We start from the raw sequence: 19,384 nt of genomic DNA on the forward strand, positions 1-19,384 counted from the left end.
CGCCAACGTCCGGAATAAATTTACGGGGAGTGAATGCAGTGAAAATAAAAATGATTAGCACGATACTATCTGGGGTTATTTTGATGGCAGCGATTTTCCCGAGTTTTTCTTCTGTGCATGCGATGAATCCAGATAACGGCATCCAGGAGGACTTATTATATCTTTCTGAAGAGCTAATCCTGAATGGAAATGATGCAACGAATGTTGTATCTAGTAGGTTGGATTTACCCAAAACGATTGGAACAACGACGACTGTCGAATGGACATCAAGCTTGCCTGATGTGATTAATGCAGATGGCTTTGCTATAGGGTCTAATGCATTTACATTTGAACCTGTACAGGCACAAAAAGTACGACTGTTTGTTGCAATGACTGAAGGAGATATTCCAAGCATTTGCGAATTCGAGGTTTATAATACGAAAGAAGCTCAACCGGTTAAATATACGGTTAGCTTTAACTCAAACGGTGGCAGTGCAGTTGATTCGATTACAGCGATACCTAAGAATACGAGCATTACTCTGCCGTCGCCAACCAGAGATGGATATGTTTTTTTAGGCTGGTACACGGACAACAATACTTTTGCTCATGAATTTACTAACCGAACACGAATAAACGTAAATACAGCTCTTTACGCTAAATGGATTGATACAACTTCAGTAAGGCATACTGTAACTTTTGAAGTCTATGGAGGTAGTGCGGTCAACCCGATTAAGGGAATTTTGCATGGTGAAACAATGTCTATGCTTCCAACATCAACATTATTGAGCGGCTTTGTATTTGAAGGTTGGTTTTTGGACGACAATACATTTGAACATGAATTTACAACCGAAACAGCTGTTACTGCAAATGTTACCGTATACGCTAAATTTGCTTTGCGAAGTACTCCTGAGGTGAATAAGGCTTTGCTTGATGCCAATATTGAATTTGCCCAAAAACTGAATGTTGATCAATATCTAGAAACAGGAAAAGCAGAGCTCTTAGATGCTCTTGCAAACGCTGAAGAAGTATCCGAAAACCCGAGCGCACTTCAAGAGGAAATTGATTTAGCAAATCATAATCTTAAATACGCGCTTTATAGAATGAGAATGATACCAAGTAAGGACAAACTAGAAGAGTTAATTAGCAATTAAAGTAATCAATAGTCGGCGATATGGTGGTTAGCAGTGGAAACTAGAATGAAATGCAAGCAAACGGGCGGGACATGATCCATTCATGTCCCGCCCGTTTCCGCTGATGCGTTTTTTTTTTACTTCTGCGTATCAGTTAGTTCTCTTGCAGATAAGTCCGAATAACGTACTGTAATCAGCAATATCATTCGTACAAAAATGACCCTACCGGTTTATTGTATTTTTGCTCGTTAACAATGGATACTCGTGGCGACGACCACGTACCACTTATTCAGCAAGTTATGAATCGTGGTCTGCATGTCGGCGGCATGATGTAATACAGCAAAAAAACCTTGTTGTAACAAGGGTTTAGCTGTAAGGGGAGTCGATTTCCCTACATTTTCCCACATAAGGTAAAATGATTAGAAGCTTCTCATAAGTTCATTGAACTTGTGGGAAGCTTCTATTTTATGCGCAATGGGTGGTGAGTCATTGTGGTACAAAAAATAGGATTGCCCAATATAGTCTAAATGAGTATTATGAGTAGATATGTTCTTATAAAAATAGAGATAAACAGGATGGAGAGCACCATGAAAACATCACGACAGAACGCATTGATTTTTTCGTTTACTTTTATGGCTTTTATTCTGGGTACGACGGAGTATATTATTGTTGGTTTACTCTCGGAGATATCCTCGAGCCTCGGAGTTACGCTAGCGACAGCTGGGGGCTTGGTATCTGGTTTCGCGATCGCTTATGCAATTGGCACACCCATTATGATGTCTTTGTGCAGCCGTATTCCGAAACGGATTACGATTCTTGTGTCGCTTGTATTGATTCTGCTACTGAATTTGTGGAGTGCTATAACTGGAACCTACAGTATGCTGCTGGTGACTAGAATAGTTACTGCTGTGCTATGTGGTTTTGTTCTTTCTGTAGCCATTACGGTAGCGAATGAAGCGGTTGATCCGGAGAAAAGAGGCAAAGCAATCGCTACAATTTTGAGTGGCTTCGCTGTTGCGAATGTATTTGGTGTACCGATCGGCACTTTTGTAGGACAGTTTTTCAACTGGCCTGCAGCATTTGTTCTGAATGGGGTGTTAGCTGGAATTGCCATAGCGCTAAATTATGCCTATATTCCACGCAAACTACCGAAGCCTGTGCCCAGCTCACTCAAAGATCAGATCGAACTGCTCACGAATGGGCGCATTATTCTTGCATTTCTCATTCCGGTTACGGCAGTGGGAGCTGTATTTGTGATGTACACTTACATTACACCATTACTGGAGCAAGTGATGAATATTCCTAAAAGCTCAGTTAGTGGCGTATTGTTTGTATACGGGATTGCCACGATTGTCAGCAATTGGATTGGAGGCAAGGTTGCGTCCGGAAATGCGGTAAGTAAGCTTAGATTCGTATTTCTTATACAAGCTGTGGTCTATATCGTCTTTAGTATGACCGCATCGATCTCGATTCTTGGAATGATCGTACTAATGATGCTAGCCGTAATGTCGAGTATTGTGAGCGCACCGGCCCAGCTCTATTTGATAGATTTGGCCAAGCAGTTCTCACCACGATCGAAGGACCTTGCTGCATCGTTGAACCCAGTAGCGTCTAACCTGGGAATCGCAGGTGGATCCGCGATTGGTGGAGTGGTTGCCCAGCATGGAGGATTAATCTCCCTTCCTATAGCTGCTTCCATCCTGGCGATATCGGCATGTGTGATTGCGTTGATATGCTATAAGTTGGATCAGCAAAGTCAAGAAGGGGTTATTGCTCAGCATCATAACTTAACCTGAGGAGAAGTCATAGAGGTCGTCGGAAATAATCCGGTGGCCTTTTCGTATATCAAAAATTAATCTAGTAAAACAGCATAAAAAGGATCCGTCTACAGGGATAATTCCGCAGACGGATCGAGAGTTATTATATGCAAATCTAACCAAGAACAGTAGTATGTAGAGAAACATTTCTCTAATTAATGATTGACTATAATTTTAAAGATGTTATAATTCAAACATATGTTACTAATATAACAATCTATATTGGTAATATAACAAATGAAATATCCTGGAATTATTAGAAGGAGGAGTGTGATTCAGAACAAGTAATTGTTCCTGTGAGTTATTGGGGAAAAACCTGATTTGTAGCGGAAACAGAGGAATTGCAACTTATACCGATACATATTAGGAGCACTAATTAGTTGCAGTTGTACGCACCCAGAGATCGGTTATTCATCCATCAATGGTTATGGAGGAACTAGTTCTTTGTAGTGTAACAACAATTGTTAGAATAGTAACATTTTTATCGTTTTATAATTATTTATTAAGGGAGAAGTGAATAGAATGGACGTTAAAGATATATTAGCAAAAGTAGATCATACCCTGCTTGATGTTACTGCTACATGGGATGATATAAAGAATTTATGTGATGATGCGATGAAATACCAAACGGCCAGTGTTTGCATCCCAAGTGCTTATGTTAGAGAAGCTGCAAATTATGTAGAAGGCAAAATAGCAATATGTACAGTTATCGGATTTCCGAATGGTTATAGTACACAAGCCGTTAAAGTATTTGAAGCAACGGATGCAATTACAAATGGAGCATCAGAAATTGATATGGTGATCAATGTGGGCTTCTTAAAAAGCGGATGTTATGAGGAAGTTTACGACGAAATACATGCCATTAAAAATGCATGTGGAAGTAGAGTATTAAAGGTTATTGTTGAAACCTGTTTACTCACCCAAGAGGAAAAAGTGAAAGTATGTGAGCTTGTTACAAAAGCTGGAGCTGATTATATCAAAACATCCACTGGATTCTCAAAAGCTGGAGCAACCAAAGAGGATGTCAGCCTGTTTGCACAGAACATAGGTCAGAATGTGAAGATTAAAGCAGCTGGAGGCATTCGCTCTTTGGATGATGCTAAAGCATTTATCGATTTGGGTGCAGAACGATTAGGAACTAGTGCCATAGTTAAAATTGTAAAAGGGCAGGAAGTATTGGGGTATTAGATATGGTATAATTCTGATAATTATACTTTATTATTAGTAGTTAGGATGAACCGGTATGGATAAGCAAGAGAGAGTAAATACAATTGTATCAATCCTAAAAAATAAAAGTGGCGCATCTATCAAAGAACTTTCACATCAACTTGATGTCACAGAAATGACTGTTCGCCGAGATATTAAATATCTAAAAGAAAATAAAATCGTGCAAGTTGTTTCAGGTGCGGTTATTTATAATGGTTCTGACCCAAATGAGAATAAACAAGATGAATATGATTTGACAACTCAAAAAAATAATCGAGCATCAGAAAAATATAATATTGGTAAGTTAGCAGCTTCACTAATCGAGCCTAACGATATTATTTTTATTGATATTGGTACAACAACCGCTCAAATTATCGAACATATTCCGTCAAATCGTTCTGTAGAGTTTGTTTGTTGCTCTATGAACGCATTAATTGAGATTCATAAAAAAGGATTTAAGGAATTCATTCTTATTGGTGGTCATTACCGTCCAGAACTTCAAATGTTTGAAAGCAGAGAAGGGTTGGATTTAATAAGTAGAACACGAACAACAAAAGCATTTATTTCTGCTGCAGGAGTTAATGCTAAATTAGGCATCACTTGCACGAACAGTTGTGAAGTAGATACAAAAAATGCGGCAATTCATTGTGCCCTTGAAAAAATTTTAGTGATTGATTCCTCAAAGTTTGATACGGTTAAATCCACTTACTTTGCTTCGTTAAATGATTTTGACGCTATTGTAACCGATAGAGGCCTATCAGAAGAATGGATTGAGAAAATCAAACAATTAGATATTACTCTATATCTAGCTTAGAAATTCAGCGTGTGCCGATACTTAATCGGTGCGCGCTGTTTGTTTTTATACTTTTAAACTACTTTCTTATATGTTATAACTAATGCTACATTCTGAAGATCATTTGGCATTTGATTCGTTGAGGGGAGATTTAGTTTTTGTATTCACCACAGACACAAGACAACAAGAATTCTTTATATATTATTTTACTCATTACGGGGATTGTTCTGGTAGCCTTTAATTTACGGCCCGCTATTACCTCGGTAGGTCCACTAGTGGGAATTATTCAAGAAGATGTAGGGCTTGCACATTGGAGTGCAGGTCTATTAATGAGTATACCTTTGATATCCTTCGCTGTTATGTCGTCTCTCGTTCCTAGAATCGCTGCTCGTTTATCCAACGAGAAGACACTATTGTTAGGTTTGGTTATTCTTTTGGTCGGTATTTGCATTCGTTCCATTTCAATGACACTCTTTATTTTCTTTGGTACGTTATTGATTGGGGTAGGTATAGCCATCGGAAATGTTCTATTGCCGGTAGTTGTGAAGGAGAAATTCCCGCAAAAGTTCGGTCTAATGACAAGTATCTATTCCACTTCAATGGGATTGTTCGCATCGTTAGCATCGGGTATTAGTATTCCTCTAGCCCATGATCTGAAGCTTGGGTGGGACGGAGCTTTAATCGTATGGGGAATTCCGACAATCATAGCGATCGTGGTATGGATCCTTCTAATTAGATTAAATCCAGCCAAAGATAATGCAGTAAAAAGTGTAAGGATCAGTGCTAAGCAAATCTGGCGTTCACCACTCGCTTGGAAAATAGCGCTATTCATGGGATTTCAGTCTTCATTATTTTATATAACGATGTCTTGGTTACCTGAAATCTTATATAACTATGGCATAAGTAGGGGGACAGCAGGCTGGTTATTATCCTTCACACAAATTGTTGGCGTGCCTGTTAGTTTTCTTGTTCCTATTCTTGCAGGACGACTACACTCTCAAGTATGGATTGCATTCGCATTAGGCATGTGCTCCATTGTTGGTTATGCTGGACTATGGATGGGCTCCTCTTACCCAATAATGATCCTAAGTATTATCTTGATTGGTATTGCTTTGGGAGGGAATTTCCCACTGGCGCTAAGTTATATCGGAATTCGTGCCCGAAACGGAAATCAAGCTGCAGAATTATCTGGAATGGCTCAATCCACGGGATATATGCTTGCAGCTATAGGACCTATATTGATCGGGTATCTATATGATATGGCCCACGTATGGACGATTCCACTTCTCACACTGATCGTTATCTCTGGAGTAGTGATGACGTTTGGAATGTTGTCTGGTCGAGATAAGTATGTATAAAAAACTCCCCATATAGTAGACAGGTGAAATAATGAAACCTGCTGCTGTAAGGGGAGCTTTTTTAAAATATAAGAAAGTATAAGTTTCACACGATACTTTATGTCTTATATTTCTCGCTTAAATCGTTTTATTTAAAATACTAAATATCTTTAGCGCTATTTGAATTCGCAGTAATTCTTCTGAATGCTTTAAGTCCAGATTTAGGATTTCCTTTATTTTCTCAATGCGATAGATAAGTGTGTTTCTGTGCAAAAACATAGCCTTTGAAGTTTCGGTGACATTCAGATTGTTAATAAAGTAATTTTCTAAAGTTAACATGTAGCTTGTACCATGTAATTGATCATGATCAAAGACTTTACCTAAGCACTTCCGAAAAAATTCTTCTAAGGCAACAACTTTGATATTTGCTTCCAACAGATGGTAAACCGAATAATCTTCGAAATGTGAGACCTTGTTTTGAAGGTTTTTTTGTTGCATCAATTTAATCATTTCGTTCGCCTCAGAAAAGCTATTATGCAGCGAGCTGATTGTACTGTATTGCTGACCAATGCCTATTAAGAGTGTTTCCTTCGTTCTTTGAATAAGTACCTCAAGCAGTTCATTTGCATATAACTTGGCATCACTAATCGAAACAGGAGGTCTTTCTTCATTTTGCCCTACTAGAATGATGACTCTATTATTTCTATAAAAGCACTTTATTTCTCCAATCGCTTTATGTGACAAGTCATAAATGATGTCCACACATTTTTTTGCAATGGACTCCATTTTGTACTTTCCGATAATCATATCTTCAAACTTGTCTGCTTCATTCATTTCAATATTTATCACCATGCTGTAATACATATAGCTCGGATTTAATCCATGTAAATAACATAAGGTTTGCAGCGCTTCATGGGATGATATTTTCCCCGAAAGTAAATCATCGATGGAGTCTTGCTTAATTCTTATTTCAAGTTCGCTAATTTCCTTTGCTTTGATCAGTTCGAGTGCCATGATGGTGGAGGCTTGCTGCAAAATAATGTAATCAAATTCGGATAGCTCTTGCACTGTCTGCCAAATCACAATATAGCCATAAATATAGTTAGAAGCAGCGACAGGAATCACTCGACATTTTATTTTTGCACCTTCTGAATGATAGGTCCTCTTAATAGACTTTTTCATTTCATTTAGATTGGTAGGAATAGTATCGATGAACGCTTTATTAAAAACAGGCTGTCGATTTGAAAAATCAAGATAATACTCGAGAGGACTGTTGTTCTTCGCATGTTCTGTGTGATGCAATAATCGCCAATCCTTGTCTACGACAATAATAGGATTACTAATCGTTTCGGATAACATGGAAGTTATTTTGGCAATACCACCGCCTTCGAGGGTGATTTTGAAGAACAAGTTATGTATATCTAAAGTCTTTCTATTGAGCAAATCATATCTTCCGGAAACCTTCTCATTAATGATCGAGATCACGTTAGAAAGTGTATATTCAAAAGGCAGTTCTAGAAGGGGTAACCCATACTTATTGGCTTCATCAATCATGTTCTGAGGAAGCTTGTCAAAGTACCGTTTCATTTTCACAACCAATCCTGAACAGTTAAGCTCGGCAAGCTCCTTAATTATTCGGTTTTGTAATTCTGCATTATTTTTAAAGATGTAGCCAGTTGATAAGAGTAGTTCGTTAGGTGAAAGCCAGTCAAAGGCATCGGGATTCTCAATAATGTTAACGATAGATATGGATTTATCAATTCCTTGTTCTCCAGCAACAATTTTTATTCCCTCTATAGCCTTGATCTTCATTAAGTCTTTAACGGTTAGCAATTTTTGGCACGCTCCTCAGACACACTTTTAACACATTCGCTTGTATAACATGCACAAATAGGATGCACTCTTTTTGGTTCGCTTAAACGATGACGATCCCTACCAGTATATTATATATTAAGTCCGTAAGGTAGTTACGCTCATCGTTGCCTTTGTACGATGTAACCAAATCATATTATTCAATGCATTCATCCATCTGTTGAAGTGAAAAGGAGGCCAATCACTCTAGTGAGATTTGCAAAATCCGGTGATGGCGATTTTATTCAACGAATCATTCATCATAAGTTTCATGGTTTTGTTCATAGCACGTTTAATCGCACACTCAATATTCAATGTTTGGATCGTGGAGATCTGTATACTATTGCGTGTAAGGGAATCGATAATGCTCCTAATACACTTATTATTGACTTAGAACACTTTGAAGAAGCAGATATCAGGGTGAATGACATTGTAAGTTCGGATCATTCCGTTTTATCAATTGCTAATAAGATGTCTATCACAATGAATGGTGTTAAGAAATGGAATTGTGAACTGCCTAAATATCCTTCGGAAGCTGATGTCTTAATAATGAATGTATCCACCATGAAGCAATATATCAAACTTCACGGAAATAACAGTAGAATTGAAAGGGCTTTCAAAAGCGGCAATCCTTTTGACGATGAAATGTCTAGAATGCTTCATGAACGGACGCAGTTACTTGTATCGGAATTGCAAAACAAGCGAATTTCTACTGCAATCACACATGCAACTTCGCTCATAGGCCTTGGACCAGGCTTAACGCCAGCCGGTGATGATTTCTTGGTGGGATTGTTTACCGTCATGGGCATCGAGAATCATCGATGCTTTTCACACCAATCGTTTTGTGAAGAAGTCGTCTTACATGCGAAGGCTTTAACCAATGATATCAGCTATATGGCATTAGCTAAAGCAGCAGTTGGCCAGGTAAGAGAGTCCATTAGTGACCTAATGGAGGCTTTGTTTAGAGGTAGCGAAGAGGAATTAATCTGTTCTTTACGTAGGGTATTAGCTATAGGCTCCACTTCGGGTACAGATATAGCCCTAGGAATTGTTGCGGGGCTGGAAATGAACATGTAAATGGGAGGTACAAGTATGACTGTTCAAGTTTTAGTAAAACCAAACACTTATATTGATTCCGTATCTTTGATGTCACTTTCAACAAAAGCGAATCAGATCGAAATTGTAGAACAAGCCATTATTGCAATGGGTACTGAAATGAATAAAGAGGTCATTAGAAATGTGGGCTTGATGACACCTGAAGTGGAAAATGCCAAAACAAGTGACTTAGTGATTATTGTGAAGGCTGCCTCTGAAGAGCTGTGTGAGGGTGCTTTCGAAAGCATCAATGAATTGTTAACGAAAAAGAAAGATTCCTCTAAAGGAAAGAGTGAGGTTAAATACTCAACCATTACCTCAGCTGTAAACGGTACTCCTGAAGCTAACTTAGCGATTATTGCCGTAAATGGGAGCTACGCTCCTAGAGAAGCAAGAAAAGCTCTTGAAAATAATCTTCATGTCATGCTGTTTAGCGATAATGTAAGTATTGAGGATGAAATTGAATTAAAAACTTTAGCCCAAGAAAAAGGCTTGCTAATGATGGGGCCAGACTGTGGTACTGCGATTATTGGTAACGTCGCTTTGTGCTTTGCGAATGCCGTGAGAAAAGGGAATATCGGGATCGTTGGCGCATCAGGAACAGGTAGCCAAGAGGTAACGGTTCGTATTCATGAATTTGGCGGTGGAATCACACAGTTGATCGGTACAGGCGGTAGAGATCTAAGTGAAGAGGTTGGCGGCATTATGATGCTGGCCGGAATTAAAGCGTTAGAAGAGGACGATGCAACAAAGGTTATTGTTCTCGTATCTAAACCACCGGCACCAAGTGTAGAAGAGAAAGTACTAGCACAAATTAAACAATGTAAGAAACCAGTTGTGGTTTGGTTTGTGGGTGGGAATGAAGAAAAGGTCACCCAAGCTGGCGGTCATTTTGCAAAAATGTCAAAAGAAGCGGCACTTAAAGCGGTACTTTTAGCTGGAGCAGACGAATCGAAGCTTAACAAACGTGCGTTAAATCTTCCGCTTATTGAAGAAGTGCGTGCGAAGTTAAAGCCTGAGCAAAAATATATCCGTGGACTATTCAGTGGCGGTACGCTCTGTGATGAAGCGATGCACATCGCTATGGAGAAATTCGACAATGTCCACAGTAACATTCAGAGAGAGCCTGAATATCGCTTAAAAGATGTTAGAGTAAGCCAAGATCATACCTTTATTGACTTCGGAGATGACCAATTTACACAAGGTAAGCCACATCCAATGATAGATCCATCCACTCGGATTGAAAGATTTATTCAAGAAGCAAAAGATCCTTCTGTCGGTGTTATTGTGATGGACTTTGTTCTAGGCTTCGGAGCGCACGAAGATCCTGTAGGCGCAATGCTTCCTGCGATTATCGAAGCGAAGCAAGCCGCTGAAGATGAAGGAAGACATCTAGAGATTATTGGATACATTCTTGGAACAGAGCTAGATAGTCAAAATATCGAAGGTCAAATTAATAAATTGTTAGCTTCTGGTGCTACACATGCTAGCAGCAGTCAGAACGCAGGTCTACTAGCAAGAGAATTCGTTGTGAAAGGAGAATAGTCATGAGTAAAATCAATGAACTTTTTACGAATAAACTAAATGTCATAAATGTAGGCATTGCAAACTTTAGAGATGATTTATTAAAGCAAAACGCGAATGTAACTCACTTGGAGTGGACGCCGCCAGGCAGAGGCAATCCAGAATTAATTGCTGCGCTGGATAAGCTTGAAGACCCAAGTGTTACAGATAAGATTGAAGCTGCTAACAAAGAGGCTGTTGAGCGAATTATTAACTCGCAACCGGTACTGATTGGCTTTGACCAAGCGATCAATGTGGTTCCTGGTATGACGAAAAATACAATTTTACATGCTGGCCCGCCAATCACTTGGGAACGAATGAATGGTCCGATGAAAGGTGCGGTAACAGGGGCTATTGTATTTGAAGGACTTGCCCCCAATATTGAAGCAGCAGCTGTACTAGCCGAGTCTGGAGAGATTATTTTCTCGCCATGTCATGAACATAACTGTGTTGGTTCCATGGCTGGTGTAACATCGGCTTCCATGTTTATGCATATTGTTGAGAATAAAACTTATGGAAATATTGCTTATACAAATTTAAGTGAACAAATGTCCAAAATCCTTCGTATGGGTGCCAATGACGAGAGTGTTATCCAGCGTTTGATTTGGATGCGAGATGTATTGGGTCCTATTTTAAGAGATGCGATGAAACTTAATCCAAATGGGATTGACTTGCGCCTAATGCTCTCACAAGCCCTTCATATGGGGGACGAGTGTCATAACCGAAATGTAGCTGGAACAACCCTGCTCATTCAAGCGCTAACGCCTTATATTATCCAAACCGATTTCACGGTTGAACAGAAAAAAGAAGTGTTTGAATTCGTTAGCAGCAGCGACTATTTCTCGGGTCCGACATGGATGGCGCTTTGTAAATGTGCCCTTGATGCTGCGCATGGCATTGAGAATAGTACCATTGTTACCACAATGGCTCGTAACGGAGTGGAATTCGGTATCCGCGTGAGTGGAATAGCTGGAAACGTATGGTTTACAGGTCCTGCACAACAAGTAATTGGTCCTATGTTTGCTGGATACAAACCTGAGGATTCTGGTCTTGATATTGGTGACAGTGCGATTACGGAGACCTATGGAATTGGCGGATTTGCTATGGCAACTGCACCGGCTATTGTTTCGCTAGTGGGTGGTACAGTCGATGATGCAATCAGCTACACCACAAAAATGGCAGAAATCACAACCACTGAAAATCCTAACGTGACGATTCCAATGCTTGACTTTATAGGTATTCCGACAGGTATTGATATTCAAAAAGTCATCCAAACAGGAATTATGCCGATTATTAATACAGCCATTGCACATAAAGATGCGGGGATTGGAATGATTGGTGCGGGTATCGTTAATCCTCCAATCGAAGCATTTGAACAAGCATTACTTGCATTAAGTGAAAATATTAAATAAGAAGAGGGCTAACTTGTTTAGCCCGCCATTCTTATTTCGAACTAGACGAACCTCTCGTGCTAGGTTGTGAAGGAGTGAACAATTTTGGATAGTCTATTCTTGAATACAAAACTTATTGAGGCGAGTGAACAGGGAGAACTGGCTTCTGTTGAGAAACTATTAGGCGAAGGTGCCAGTGTTGATTATAAAGATGCTGCAGGGCGAACAGCATTAATGGCGGCAACTCAAAACAATCAAATTGCGATTGCTAAAAGATTAATAGAAGCAGGAAGTGATGTAAACACTAGAGATATTACACAACTCTCACCGTTTATCTGCTCAGCAGCAAATGGCTTCTATGAAATCCTGCGTCTCATGATTGCTGGTGGAGCTGATTTGAAGAGCGTGAATCGGTTTGGAGGAACAGCGCTGTTACCATCGAGCGAAAAGGGCTACTTAAAAACCGTAGAGGTGTGTATCGATGCTGGGGTTCCAGTGAATCATGTCAACAACTTAGGCTGGTCAGCCCTGCTTGAAGCAGTCATATTGGGGAATGGCGGACGACTATATTCTGACATTATTGAGGCGCTTGTTCATGCGGGGGCAGATGTGCATTTGCCTGATCGAGATGGGCTCTCATCCCTACAACGTGCCGAAGAGAACGGTCAGCATAAAGTCGTGAAGATTCTAGAACAAAACTTCCCGGAAAATAATGAATATGTGATGCAGGCAAAGGCTCTTGCTAACAACGATCAATATGAAGAAGCTATATCCATCATCAATAGAGCGCTAGAAGTGGATGCTGACAACCTGGATTTCATCTATTATAAAAGTTATTTCTTGCAGGAATTAAAGAGATACGAAGAGGCACTTCAATGCTATGAAAGCGTTCTATCTATTGATTCAGCTAATGTAGAGTTTTTTTTCTACACAGCGAATTGTTTAAGACTATGGAAAAAACCGGAGGAAGCTCTTCAGGAATATGATAAAGCCTGTGAGCTGGCGCCAAATGAAACGTTCTATCGCTACCACAAGTCCAATTATTTAAGAGAACTCGGCCGACATGAAGAAGCAGTTGTCGAGATGAATAAGCTTCTGGCGCTTCAGCCGAATAGATATGACTTCTCCTTCCATAAGGCGAACAGTCTAAGATCGCTTGGTAAGCATAAAGAGGCCATTGAGGCTATCGAGAACGCGATTAAGAATGATCCAACAAATCCGTTATACCACTCACACAAAAAGCAATCTCTTGAGTTACTCGGTTAGCGCATAAGAATTGAAACATAGGAGGCATCAGATGAAAGAGACTGTAATCGTTGCTATTGGCGGGAACTCATTGGTCAAGGAAAATGGCCTGGATTCGATTCATGACCAATCTGAAGCAGTAAAAGAAGTTGTCGTCAATATTGTTGATATGGTGCAAGAGGGCTACAATGTCGTCGTTACACATGGTAACGGACCACAAGTAGGGTTTGGACTAAGAAGATCTGAGATTGCACATGAAATTGCCGGCATGTCTCCTGTTCCACTAGTGAATTGTGGAGCCGATACACAAGGTGGAATCGGTTATTTAATCCAACAAGCTTTAATTAATGAATTTGCAGTTAGAGGGATCCATAAGAATGTGGCTACGGTGATTACACAAGTTGAAGTAAGCTCAGAAGATCCTAATTTCAAGAATCCGACGAAACCAGTAGGATCCTTCTTTTCCAAAGAGCAAGCAGAAGAAATGAAAAAAGAACATCCTGAATGGAGCTTTGTAGAAGACTCTGGCAGAGGATACCGTAGAGTAGTTCCATCCCCAAGACCTATAGATATTGTGGAGAAAGACGCGATTAAGTCATTAATCGACGGGGGCTTTGTCGTTGTCGCTGCAGGCGGTGGAGGTATCGCAGTCGTGAAGTCTGATGATAACACGTACAAAGGTGTTGATGCAGTCATCGATAAGGATTTTGCAACGAGTCTTTTAGCAGAACAAATTCATGCAGAGACCTTAATTATTACAACGGGAGTGTCTAGAGTATGCATCAACTATGGTAAGCCTAATCAAAAAGAGCTTTCCAAAATGACGGTTGATGAGACTAAACAATATGTGCTAGAAAATCACTTCCCAGCAGGAAGTATGCTGCCTAAAATCGAGGCGAGTTTAAGCTTCTTAGAGAACAGCGGAACGCGAGTTATTATTACGAATCCGGAAAGCTTGAAAGATGCGATCAATGAACAGGCAGGCACTCATATCGTGAAGTAATTTAAGCGAGGGGAAGTGTAGATATGGATCAAGCAAAATTGGAACAAAATTATGATAGGTACAAATCATACGGTTACGGTGAGGAATTACTGCCCAAGAAGCCTGAGCAAAGAGACTGGGGAATGTCCAACTATATAACCCTTTGGATGGGCGCTGTTCATAATATTATGTCGTATATGACAGTTGCGGGCTTTTTCGTCCTAGGATTGGATACAACACAGGTTCTCTTTGCCGTTATGCTTTCGGCCATTATTGTCTCCGCGTTTTATGCTTTAAACGGGTATTCTGCCTCCAAATATGGGCTGCCATTCGCGATGTTGCTTCGTGATTCATTTGGGGTAAAGGGAGCAATTATACCTGCATTAATACGAGGACTTGTTGCCGGATTAGTATTCTTTGGAACCACTACCGTTGTAGGTGCAGAATCATTAAATGTTATATTTGCTAGATTTATTCCGAATTATATGGATTTAGGCGGTGGCTTCACACTATTCGGGTTAGCATTCCCGACAATGATCTCCTATGCAATTCTTTGGACAGCAACGGTTCTGTTATTCTTAGGTGGAATGAAAACATTAGGTAAGTTCGGAAACTGGTCATCCCCAGTAGTGTATGTGTTTATTATTGGTGCTGCTGTTTGGGCGATCAAGATTGCTGGAGGGTTTGGACCGATTTTAGAGTATGTACCAGCGAACCCAAGCTCAAGTCCATTAGTCTTTATTGCTTGCGTGAGTGCATTGGTATCTAACTGGGCGGGTCCTGTGGTGAATATGTCGGACTTCACGCATCGTGCGAAATCACCAAGAGCGGCTATGATTGGATTGCCAGTAGGGTTTATCTTGTCTTATATTCTTTTTGCCATCACTTGTGTGGCTTTAATCGCGGGTACTGAAATTGCGTTTGGTGAACCGATTTTCAATATCGTTCATGCCATTGATAAAATTGAAAACACTTTCGCTGTTGTTGTATTGATTCTAGCACTAAATGTAGGAGCAATCGCCTTCGTAGTGTTTGCAAACTTATTGCCAGCTGGCTTGCAAATGTCATCTCTTTTCCCGAAAAAATTCACTGTAAAGACTGCAGGTGTCTTAACAGCCGTTGTTGGGACTTTGATTTTGCCATGGAAGCTTGTAGAAAGTACAACGACCTTATTTTACTTCTATAGCTTTATTGGGTCCATCTTTGGTCCAATTGCGGGTATTATGCTTTCAAGCTTCTTTATTCATCGGAAAAGAGTATTAAATCTTGATAATATCTATGTCCCAGCAGGTAGCAATGGTGAATATAAGAATGGTTACAATCCTGTTGCGATGGCTGTTCTAGCAGTCAGCTTCATCCTTCCTATGTCAGGTGCATTTCTTAAGGGTATTCCCTTCCTAGTTAGGATGAATGATTTTGCTTTCTTTAGTGGTTTAATTGTTTCGTTTGTTCTATACACCATCTTTAGCAAAACACTAAAATCATCCCAATTAAACTAGAGGAGGAATTTGAAATGGATTACATGAAATTAGCGGTAGATGCAACGATCGAGGGTATGAACAAGAAATTTGGAGGCCCGTTTGGTGCAACGATTGTCCGAGGCGATGAAGTGATTGCAGCGGTTAGCAATACAATGATGAGAGACACGGATCCTTCCGCACATGCGGAAATGGTAGCTATCCGAGAAGCTTGCAAAAAGCTAGACACAATGGACTTATCGGATTGCGTAATTTATGCTACCTGTGAACCGTGTCCGATGTGTATGGGCGCCATTATTTGGTCAGGTGTTAAAGAAGTTCATTATTGCAGCACAAGAGATGATGCGAAAGAGCATGGCTTCTCTGACATTCACCTTCGTGAATATTTTGTGGGTCATGATGAGAGTGTGGTTAATATGATTAAAGTGGAAGCTAGAGAAGATTGCGATCATTTATGGACACATTTCCACGAATTAAACAAGAAATAATTCAGGCGGTCTCCTATATTTTCCGGCACTATTTTAGTGCCGGATTTTCCTGTTCTTCTACAGACCTACTCAGCAAGATGAAGCTGAAGGAAATCAATCACCTGATGAAGAGCTTTTTGCACAACAGGGTTAGCGAAATCTTTTTCAAATACATGCTCTCCGTTTGGAATAGTAATAAGCTTTGCCGATACTCCTTCTTTCACTAGCGCAGCTCTCATGAATACCGATTGTTCATACGGCACATCTACATCGTTCGTTCCGTGCAGTAACAATGTAGGGGGAAATTCCTTAGTTACATGATGAATAGGACAGAATTTGAGGAGTTCTTCCTTATGTAGTGATGGATTCAAGCCCGTCACTTCTTGTATCCAATGACCGGATTGTCTAGCATATAAATAGAGAAGGAAACGTTCGTCAACGGTTGCGTTCGTAATGATTTGATCAGACACCGCACTTTTTGCAATCTCCATAGAGACGATATCTTTTTCACAATAGAATTTACTTGGTTCTAGTGCCCATGGTGCGCTAATATCGCCATATCCATAGAAGGAGACAATTGCACGCGGCTTATGGGTAAACATTCCTGTGCACAGCGCAAGGAAACCACCTGCGGAGCTTCCCACCACAGCAATCCTTGAGGGATCAATGGAGAATTGTTGAGGTCCTTCATTCACTAACCAAAGAAGGCTATCTTGTACATCTTCAAGGATGTCAGAAAGTGTTGATCTAGGAGCTAATCTATAATCAATTGAAAATAGCGCGAAGCCATTATTGGTGTAAAGCTGTATCATTTCCTCGGAAAGATCTTCCCGATCACCCCAAAGTAGGCCACCTCCGTGAATATATATAATAGCAGGGGCATAGGATCGGTTTGTTTCATGAAAATCAGCTTTAATTGTAAATTGATCATTTTCTTTAAAAATAATGGTCTTCTTCATCACTATCCATTACACCTCATCAAGTAAGTAATTTTTAAAGACTAGCACTCCCTCTATTGTATATCATTCACGAATTTTGATGAAACCATAATCATGAATACCCAGGATCGGAGATATTGGCATGGATAGAAAGAGAAGATATCAGGCTTTATTTGTAATATTAATCAATATAACTCGGGTGAGAAGGGTATCACTAGAATTGCTTATACAAATGAAGAACAGACATGTACGAGTGCCTTTATGCGGATGTGTAAGGCTGAAAATTTAGATATCCGGATGGATCACTGCGGAAATGTGATTGCTAGAAGAAATGGGAAGATAGAAGGGCTCCCACCCGTTGTAATGGGCTCTCACTTGGATACCGTATATCAAGGAGGGAAGTACGATGGTGTAGTAGGTGTAACGGCTGCTTTGGAAGTGATCAAACGTCTAAACGAAAAAGGGATTGAAACGGATCATCCGATTGAAGTTATTTCATTTGCCTGTGAAGAATCTTCGCGGTTTGGTATTTCAACAGTAGGCAGCAAAGTGATGTCAGGATTATTTCAGAAGGAGAAATATAGATCTCTGAAGGACAAAGACGGGATTACCATGGAAAAGGCATTTTCCCTATGCGCATTAGATTATAACAGTATTGATCAGGCGAGTAGAGGGAATGAAGAATTAAAAGCGTTTTTTGAATTACACATTGAGCAAGGCCCCGTATTAATAAACAATAATAAGAAGATTGGTATTGTGATTGGAATTGCTGCACCCGTGAGACTGCATATTCAAATATCAGGGAAGGCCTCCCACTCTGGAACGACACCTATGAATATGAGAAAAGATGCTTTTCTAGGTGCCTCAGAAATAGCACTAGAGCTTGAAAAAGCAGCTAAACTCGAACATGAATTTGGAACGGTTGCGACTTTGGGGGTGATAGATATCTTAAATGGTGCCATGAATGTGGTTCCGGGAGAGGTTGAAATTAAAATTGATATCAGATCTACTTCAGTGGCATCCAGGCAACGTGTGTTAGACCATTTGTATCAAACGATATATTCAGTACAAGAAACCAGACAACTTGCAATTGAGAGTACGGAAATTATTTCGGAGGAACCTGTCCTATTATCGGATGAGATCATTCATGTGCTAGAATCCATTTGTGAAGAGAAGGGAATATCCAATCAACGGATGATTAGTGGGGCAGGGCATGATGCTATGAATATGAACAAACTTTGCCCGGTAGGGCTTATCTTTGTTCCTTCTGTAGATGGACTTAGTCATCATCCTAATGAATATACCGATTTAGATGACATTATTATGGGGATTGATATCCTAGAAGAAGCTGTTCTTCGTTATGCGTGCATTAGATAACCTTTTATTGTGAAAAAAATAAAGCAGAGCCTACGAACCTAGCGAACCTACTGAGCTGAAAGTGGAAATTACGTTTCATTGCAGATTGTACAATAGAAAATGCCTTTTTCACTCATAAAATAACATCTACTGCACTTTGTGCAATCAAACTATTGGAAATGCGCTAATTAAAGAGTATGTTCATAGATTGATTGTACAAAATACAACAGAACTATAATTCAGCACGATTTTTTAAATTTCTGTTGCACAAAATACAATGACCCTACCAGAACGGAGCATTACGGATCACCTGCTCATGTGTAACGGACTTAGATGCAGCTATTTTCGCATTTTGAGGCTTTTGGAAAGAGTTGCGGACTCGGGTGACGTTAATCATCAAATTCAGGGGCTATATTGTGTGATTTCAGTCCAATAAAGTCTCTGAAGTCGTTAGTTTCCAAAAATAACACAATTGTTGGAAATAAGGAGCATGGTGCCCGAACGCATTGCTGGTCAGGTGATCAATGAACATAAGGAACAAGGTAGAAGCATTCTGGACAATAACGGCGTAGCAGCAAAGGTGTTACACCGTTATTTCTGCATTTACAGATCAGCCTTCAAAGGAAAGCAGGTTTGTTCTTTATTGCAGCTGGTTGACATAGTAAGGGGTCTGTGTTAAATTTATCTTAAGTTAAAGATATTTAACGTAAAGGTAATTTTAGAGGGATATTGTGATTGTCATCAGAAGGCAGCTTT

Annotated in this window: 15 protein-coding genes; 13 read left to right on the forward strand and 2 right to left on the reverse strand. The window is 39.9% G+C overall.

Features of this window, described 5'->3' with window-relative positions; genetic code table 11:
• Window positions 1–38 precede the first annotated feature (38 nt).
• The 5 genes from L1028_RS03220 to L1028_RS03240 all read left to right on the forward strand — a co-directional run bounded on the left by L1028_RS03220 (window position 39) and on the right by L1028_RS03240 (window position 6,283).
• On the forward strand, window positions 39–1,130 hold the full coding sequence (locus tag L1028_RS03220) for an InlB B-repeat-containing protein (protein WP_234531213.1): 1,092 nt from the start codon (window positions 39–41) through the stop codon (window positions 1,128–1,130).
• A gap of 566 nt (window positions 1,131–1,696) precedes the next feature.
• Entirely contained in the window at window positions 1,697–2,905 is a 1,209-nt protein-coding gene (locus L1028_RS03225; RefSeq protein WP_234531214.1) for an MFS transporter, read from the forward strand.
• Window positions 2,906–3,448: 543 nt separating this feature from the next.
• Window positions 3,449–4,114, forward strand: a complete 666-nt coding sequence (deoC, locus tag L1028_RS03230; protein WP_234531215.1) for a deoxyribose-phosphate aldolase — start codon at window positions 3,449–3,451, stop codon at window positions 4,112–4,114.
• A 55-nt stretch (window positions 4,115–4,169) separates the two neighbouring features.
• Window positions 4,170–4,946 (forward strand): DeoR/GlpR family DNA-binding transcription regulator, encoded by a 777-nt coding sequence (locus L1028_RS03235; RefSeq protein ID WP_234531217.1) that lies wholly within the window; start codon window positions 4,170–4,172, stop codon window positions 4,944–4,946.
• 137 nt (window positions 4,947–5,083) lie between these two features.
• Window positions 5,084–6,283, forward strand: coding sequence for a CynX/NimT family MFS transporter (locus tag L1028_RS03240; RefSeq protein ID WP_234531219.1), 1,200 nt, complete (start codon window positions 5,084–5,086; stop codon window positions 6,281–6,283).
• A gap of 117 nt (window positions 6,284–6,400) precedes the next feature.
• Here L1028_RS03240 and L1028_RS03245 read toward each other — a convergent pair whose 3' ends face one another.
• Window positions 6,401–8,095 (reverse strand): PucR family transcriptional regulator, encoded by a 1,695-nt coding sequence (locus tag L1028_RS03245; RefSeq protein ID WP_234531221.1) that lies wholly within the window; start codon window positions 8,093–8,095, stop codon window positions 6,401–6,403.
• A gap of 228 nt (window positions 8,096–8,323) precedes the next feature.
• On the opposite strand from L1028_RS03245, the gene L1028_RS03250 reads away from it, so the two are divergent.
• The 7 genes from L1028_RS03250 to L1028_RS03280 all read left to right on the forward strand — a co-directional run bounded on the left by L1028_RS03250 (window position 8,324) and on the right by L1028_RS03280 (window position 16,355).
• Window positions 8,324–9,190 (forward strand): oxamate carbamoyltransferase subunit AllH family protein, encoded by an 867-nt coding sequence (locus L1028_RS03250; RefSeq protein ID WP_234531223.1) that lies wholly within the window; start codon window positions 8,324–8,326, stop codon window positions 9,188–9,190.
• Window positions 9,191–9,205: 15 nt separating this feature from the next.
• Window positions 9,206–10,753, forward strand: a complete 1,548-nt coding sequence (fdrA, locus tag L1028_RS03255; protein ID WP_234531225.1) for an acyl-CoA synthetase FdrA — start codon at window positions 9,206–9,208, stop codon at window positions 10,751–10,753.
• Window positions 10,754–10,755: 2 nt separating this feature from the next.
• Window positions 10,756–12,183, forward strand: coding sequence for a YlbE family protein (locus L1028_RS03260; protein WP_234531227.1), 1,428 nt, complete (start codon window positions 10,756–10,758; stop codon window positions 12,181–12,183).
• A gap of 99 nt (window positions 12,184–12,282) precedes the next feature.
• Window positions 12,283–13,428: an ankyrin repeat domain-containing protein gene (locus L1028_RS03265; protein WP_234531229.1), complete on the forward strand. Its 1,146-nt coding sequence runs from the start codon at window positions 12,283–12,285 to the stop codon at window positions 13,426–13,428.
• 31 nt (window positions 13,429–13,459) lie between these two features.
• Window positions 13,460–14,410: a carbamate kinase gene (gene arcC, locus L1028_RS03270; RefSeq protein WP_149646526.1), complete on the forward strand. Its 951-nt coding sequence runs from the start codon at window positions 13,460–13,462 to the stop codon at window positions 14,408–14,410.
• Window positions 14,411–14,433: 23 nt separating this feature from the next.
• On the forward strand, window positions 14,434–15,888 hold the full coding sequence (locus L1028_RS03275; protein ID WP_234531235.1) for a cytosine permease: 1,455 nt from the start codon (window positions 14,434–14,436) through the stop codon (window positions 15,886–15,888).
• Window positions 15,889–15,902: 14 nt separating this feature from the next.
• Window positions 15,903–16,355, forward strand: a complete 453-nt coding sequence (locus tag L1028_RS03280; RefSeq protein WP_042124600.1) for a nucleoside deaminase — start codon at window positions 15,903–15,905, stop codon at window positions 16,353–16,355.
• Between the two features lie 65 nt (window positions 16,356–16,420).
• Here L1028_RS03280 and L1028_RS03285 read toward each other — a convergent pair whose 3' ends face one another.
• On the reverse strand, window positions 16,421–17,293 hold the full coding sequence (locus L1028_RS03285) for an alpha/beta hydrolase (protein ID WP_234531727.1): 873 nt from the start codon (window positions 17,291–17,293) through the stop codon (window positions 16,421–16,423).
• A gap of 159 nt (window positions 17,294–17,452) precedes the next feature.
• On the opposite strand from L1028_RS03285, the gene L1028_RS03290 reads away from it, so the two are divergent.
• Window positions 17,453–18,649 (forward strand): M20 family metallo-hydrolase, encoded by a 1,197-nt coding sequence (locus L1028_RS03290; protein WP_234531728.1) that lies wholly within the window; start codon window positions 17,453–17,455, stop codon window positions 18,647–18,649.
• Window positions 18,650–19,384: the final 735 nt, after the last annotated feature.

This window comes from Paenibacillus pseudetheri (genome assembly GCF_924513355.1).
Classification (GTDB): Bacteria; Bacillota; Bacilli; order Paenibacillales; family Paenibacillaceae; genus Paenibacillus_AQ; species Paenibacillus_AQ pseudetheri.

What these genes read in the sequence shown, in the direction of transcription:
- fdrA (WP_234531225.1), top strand. Translation starts at nt 9,206, where the DNA reads ATGACTGTTCAAGTTTTAGTAAAACCAAACACTTATATTGATTCCGTA.
- L1028_RS03235 (WP_234531217.1), top strand. Translation starts at nt 4,170, where the DNA reads ATGGATAAGCAAGAGAGAGTAAATACAATTGTATCAATCCTAAAAAAT.
- L1028_RS03260 (WP_234531227.1), top strand. Translation starts at nt 10,756, where the DNA reads ATGAGTAAAATCAATGAACTTTTTACGAATAAACTAAATGTCATAAAT.
- L1028_RS03280 (WP_042124600.1), top strand. Translation starts at nt 15,903, where the DNA reads ATGGATTACATGAAATTAGCGGTAGATGCAACGATCGAGGGTATGAAC.
- L1028_RS03225 (WP_234531214.1), top strand. Translation starts at nt 1,697, where the DNA reads ATGAAAACATCACGACAGAACGCATTGATTTTTTCGTTTACTTTTATG.
- L1028_RS03285 (WP_234531727.1), bottom strand. Translation starts at nt 17,293, where the DNA reads ATGAAGAAGACCATTATTTTTAAAGAAAATGATCAATTTACAATTAAA.
- L1028_RS03275 (WP_234531235.1), top strand. Translation starts at nt 14,434, where the DNA reads ATGGATCAAGCAAAATTGGAACAAAATTATGATAGGTACAAATCATAC.
- deoC (WP_234531215.1), top strand. Translation starts at nt 3,449, where the DNA reads ATGGACGTTAAAGATATATTAGCAAAAGTAGATCATACCCTGCTTGAT.
- arcC (WP_149646526.1), top strand. Translation starts at nt 13,460, where the DNA reads ATGAAAGAGACTGTAATCGTTGCTATTGGCGGGAACTCATTGGTCAAG.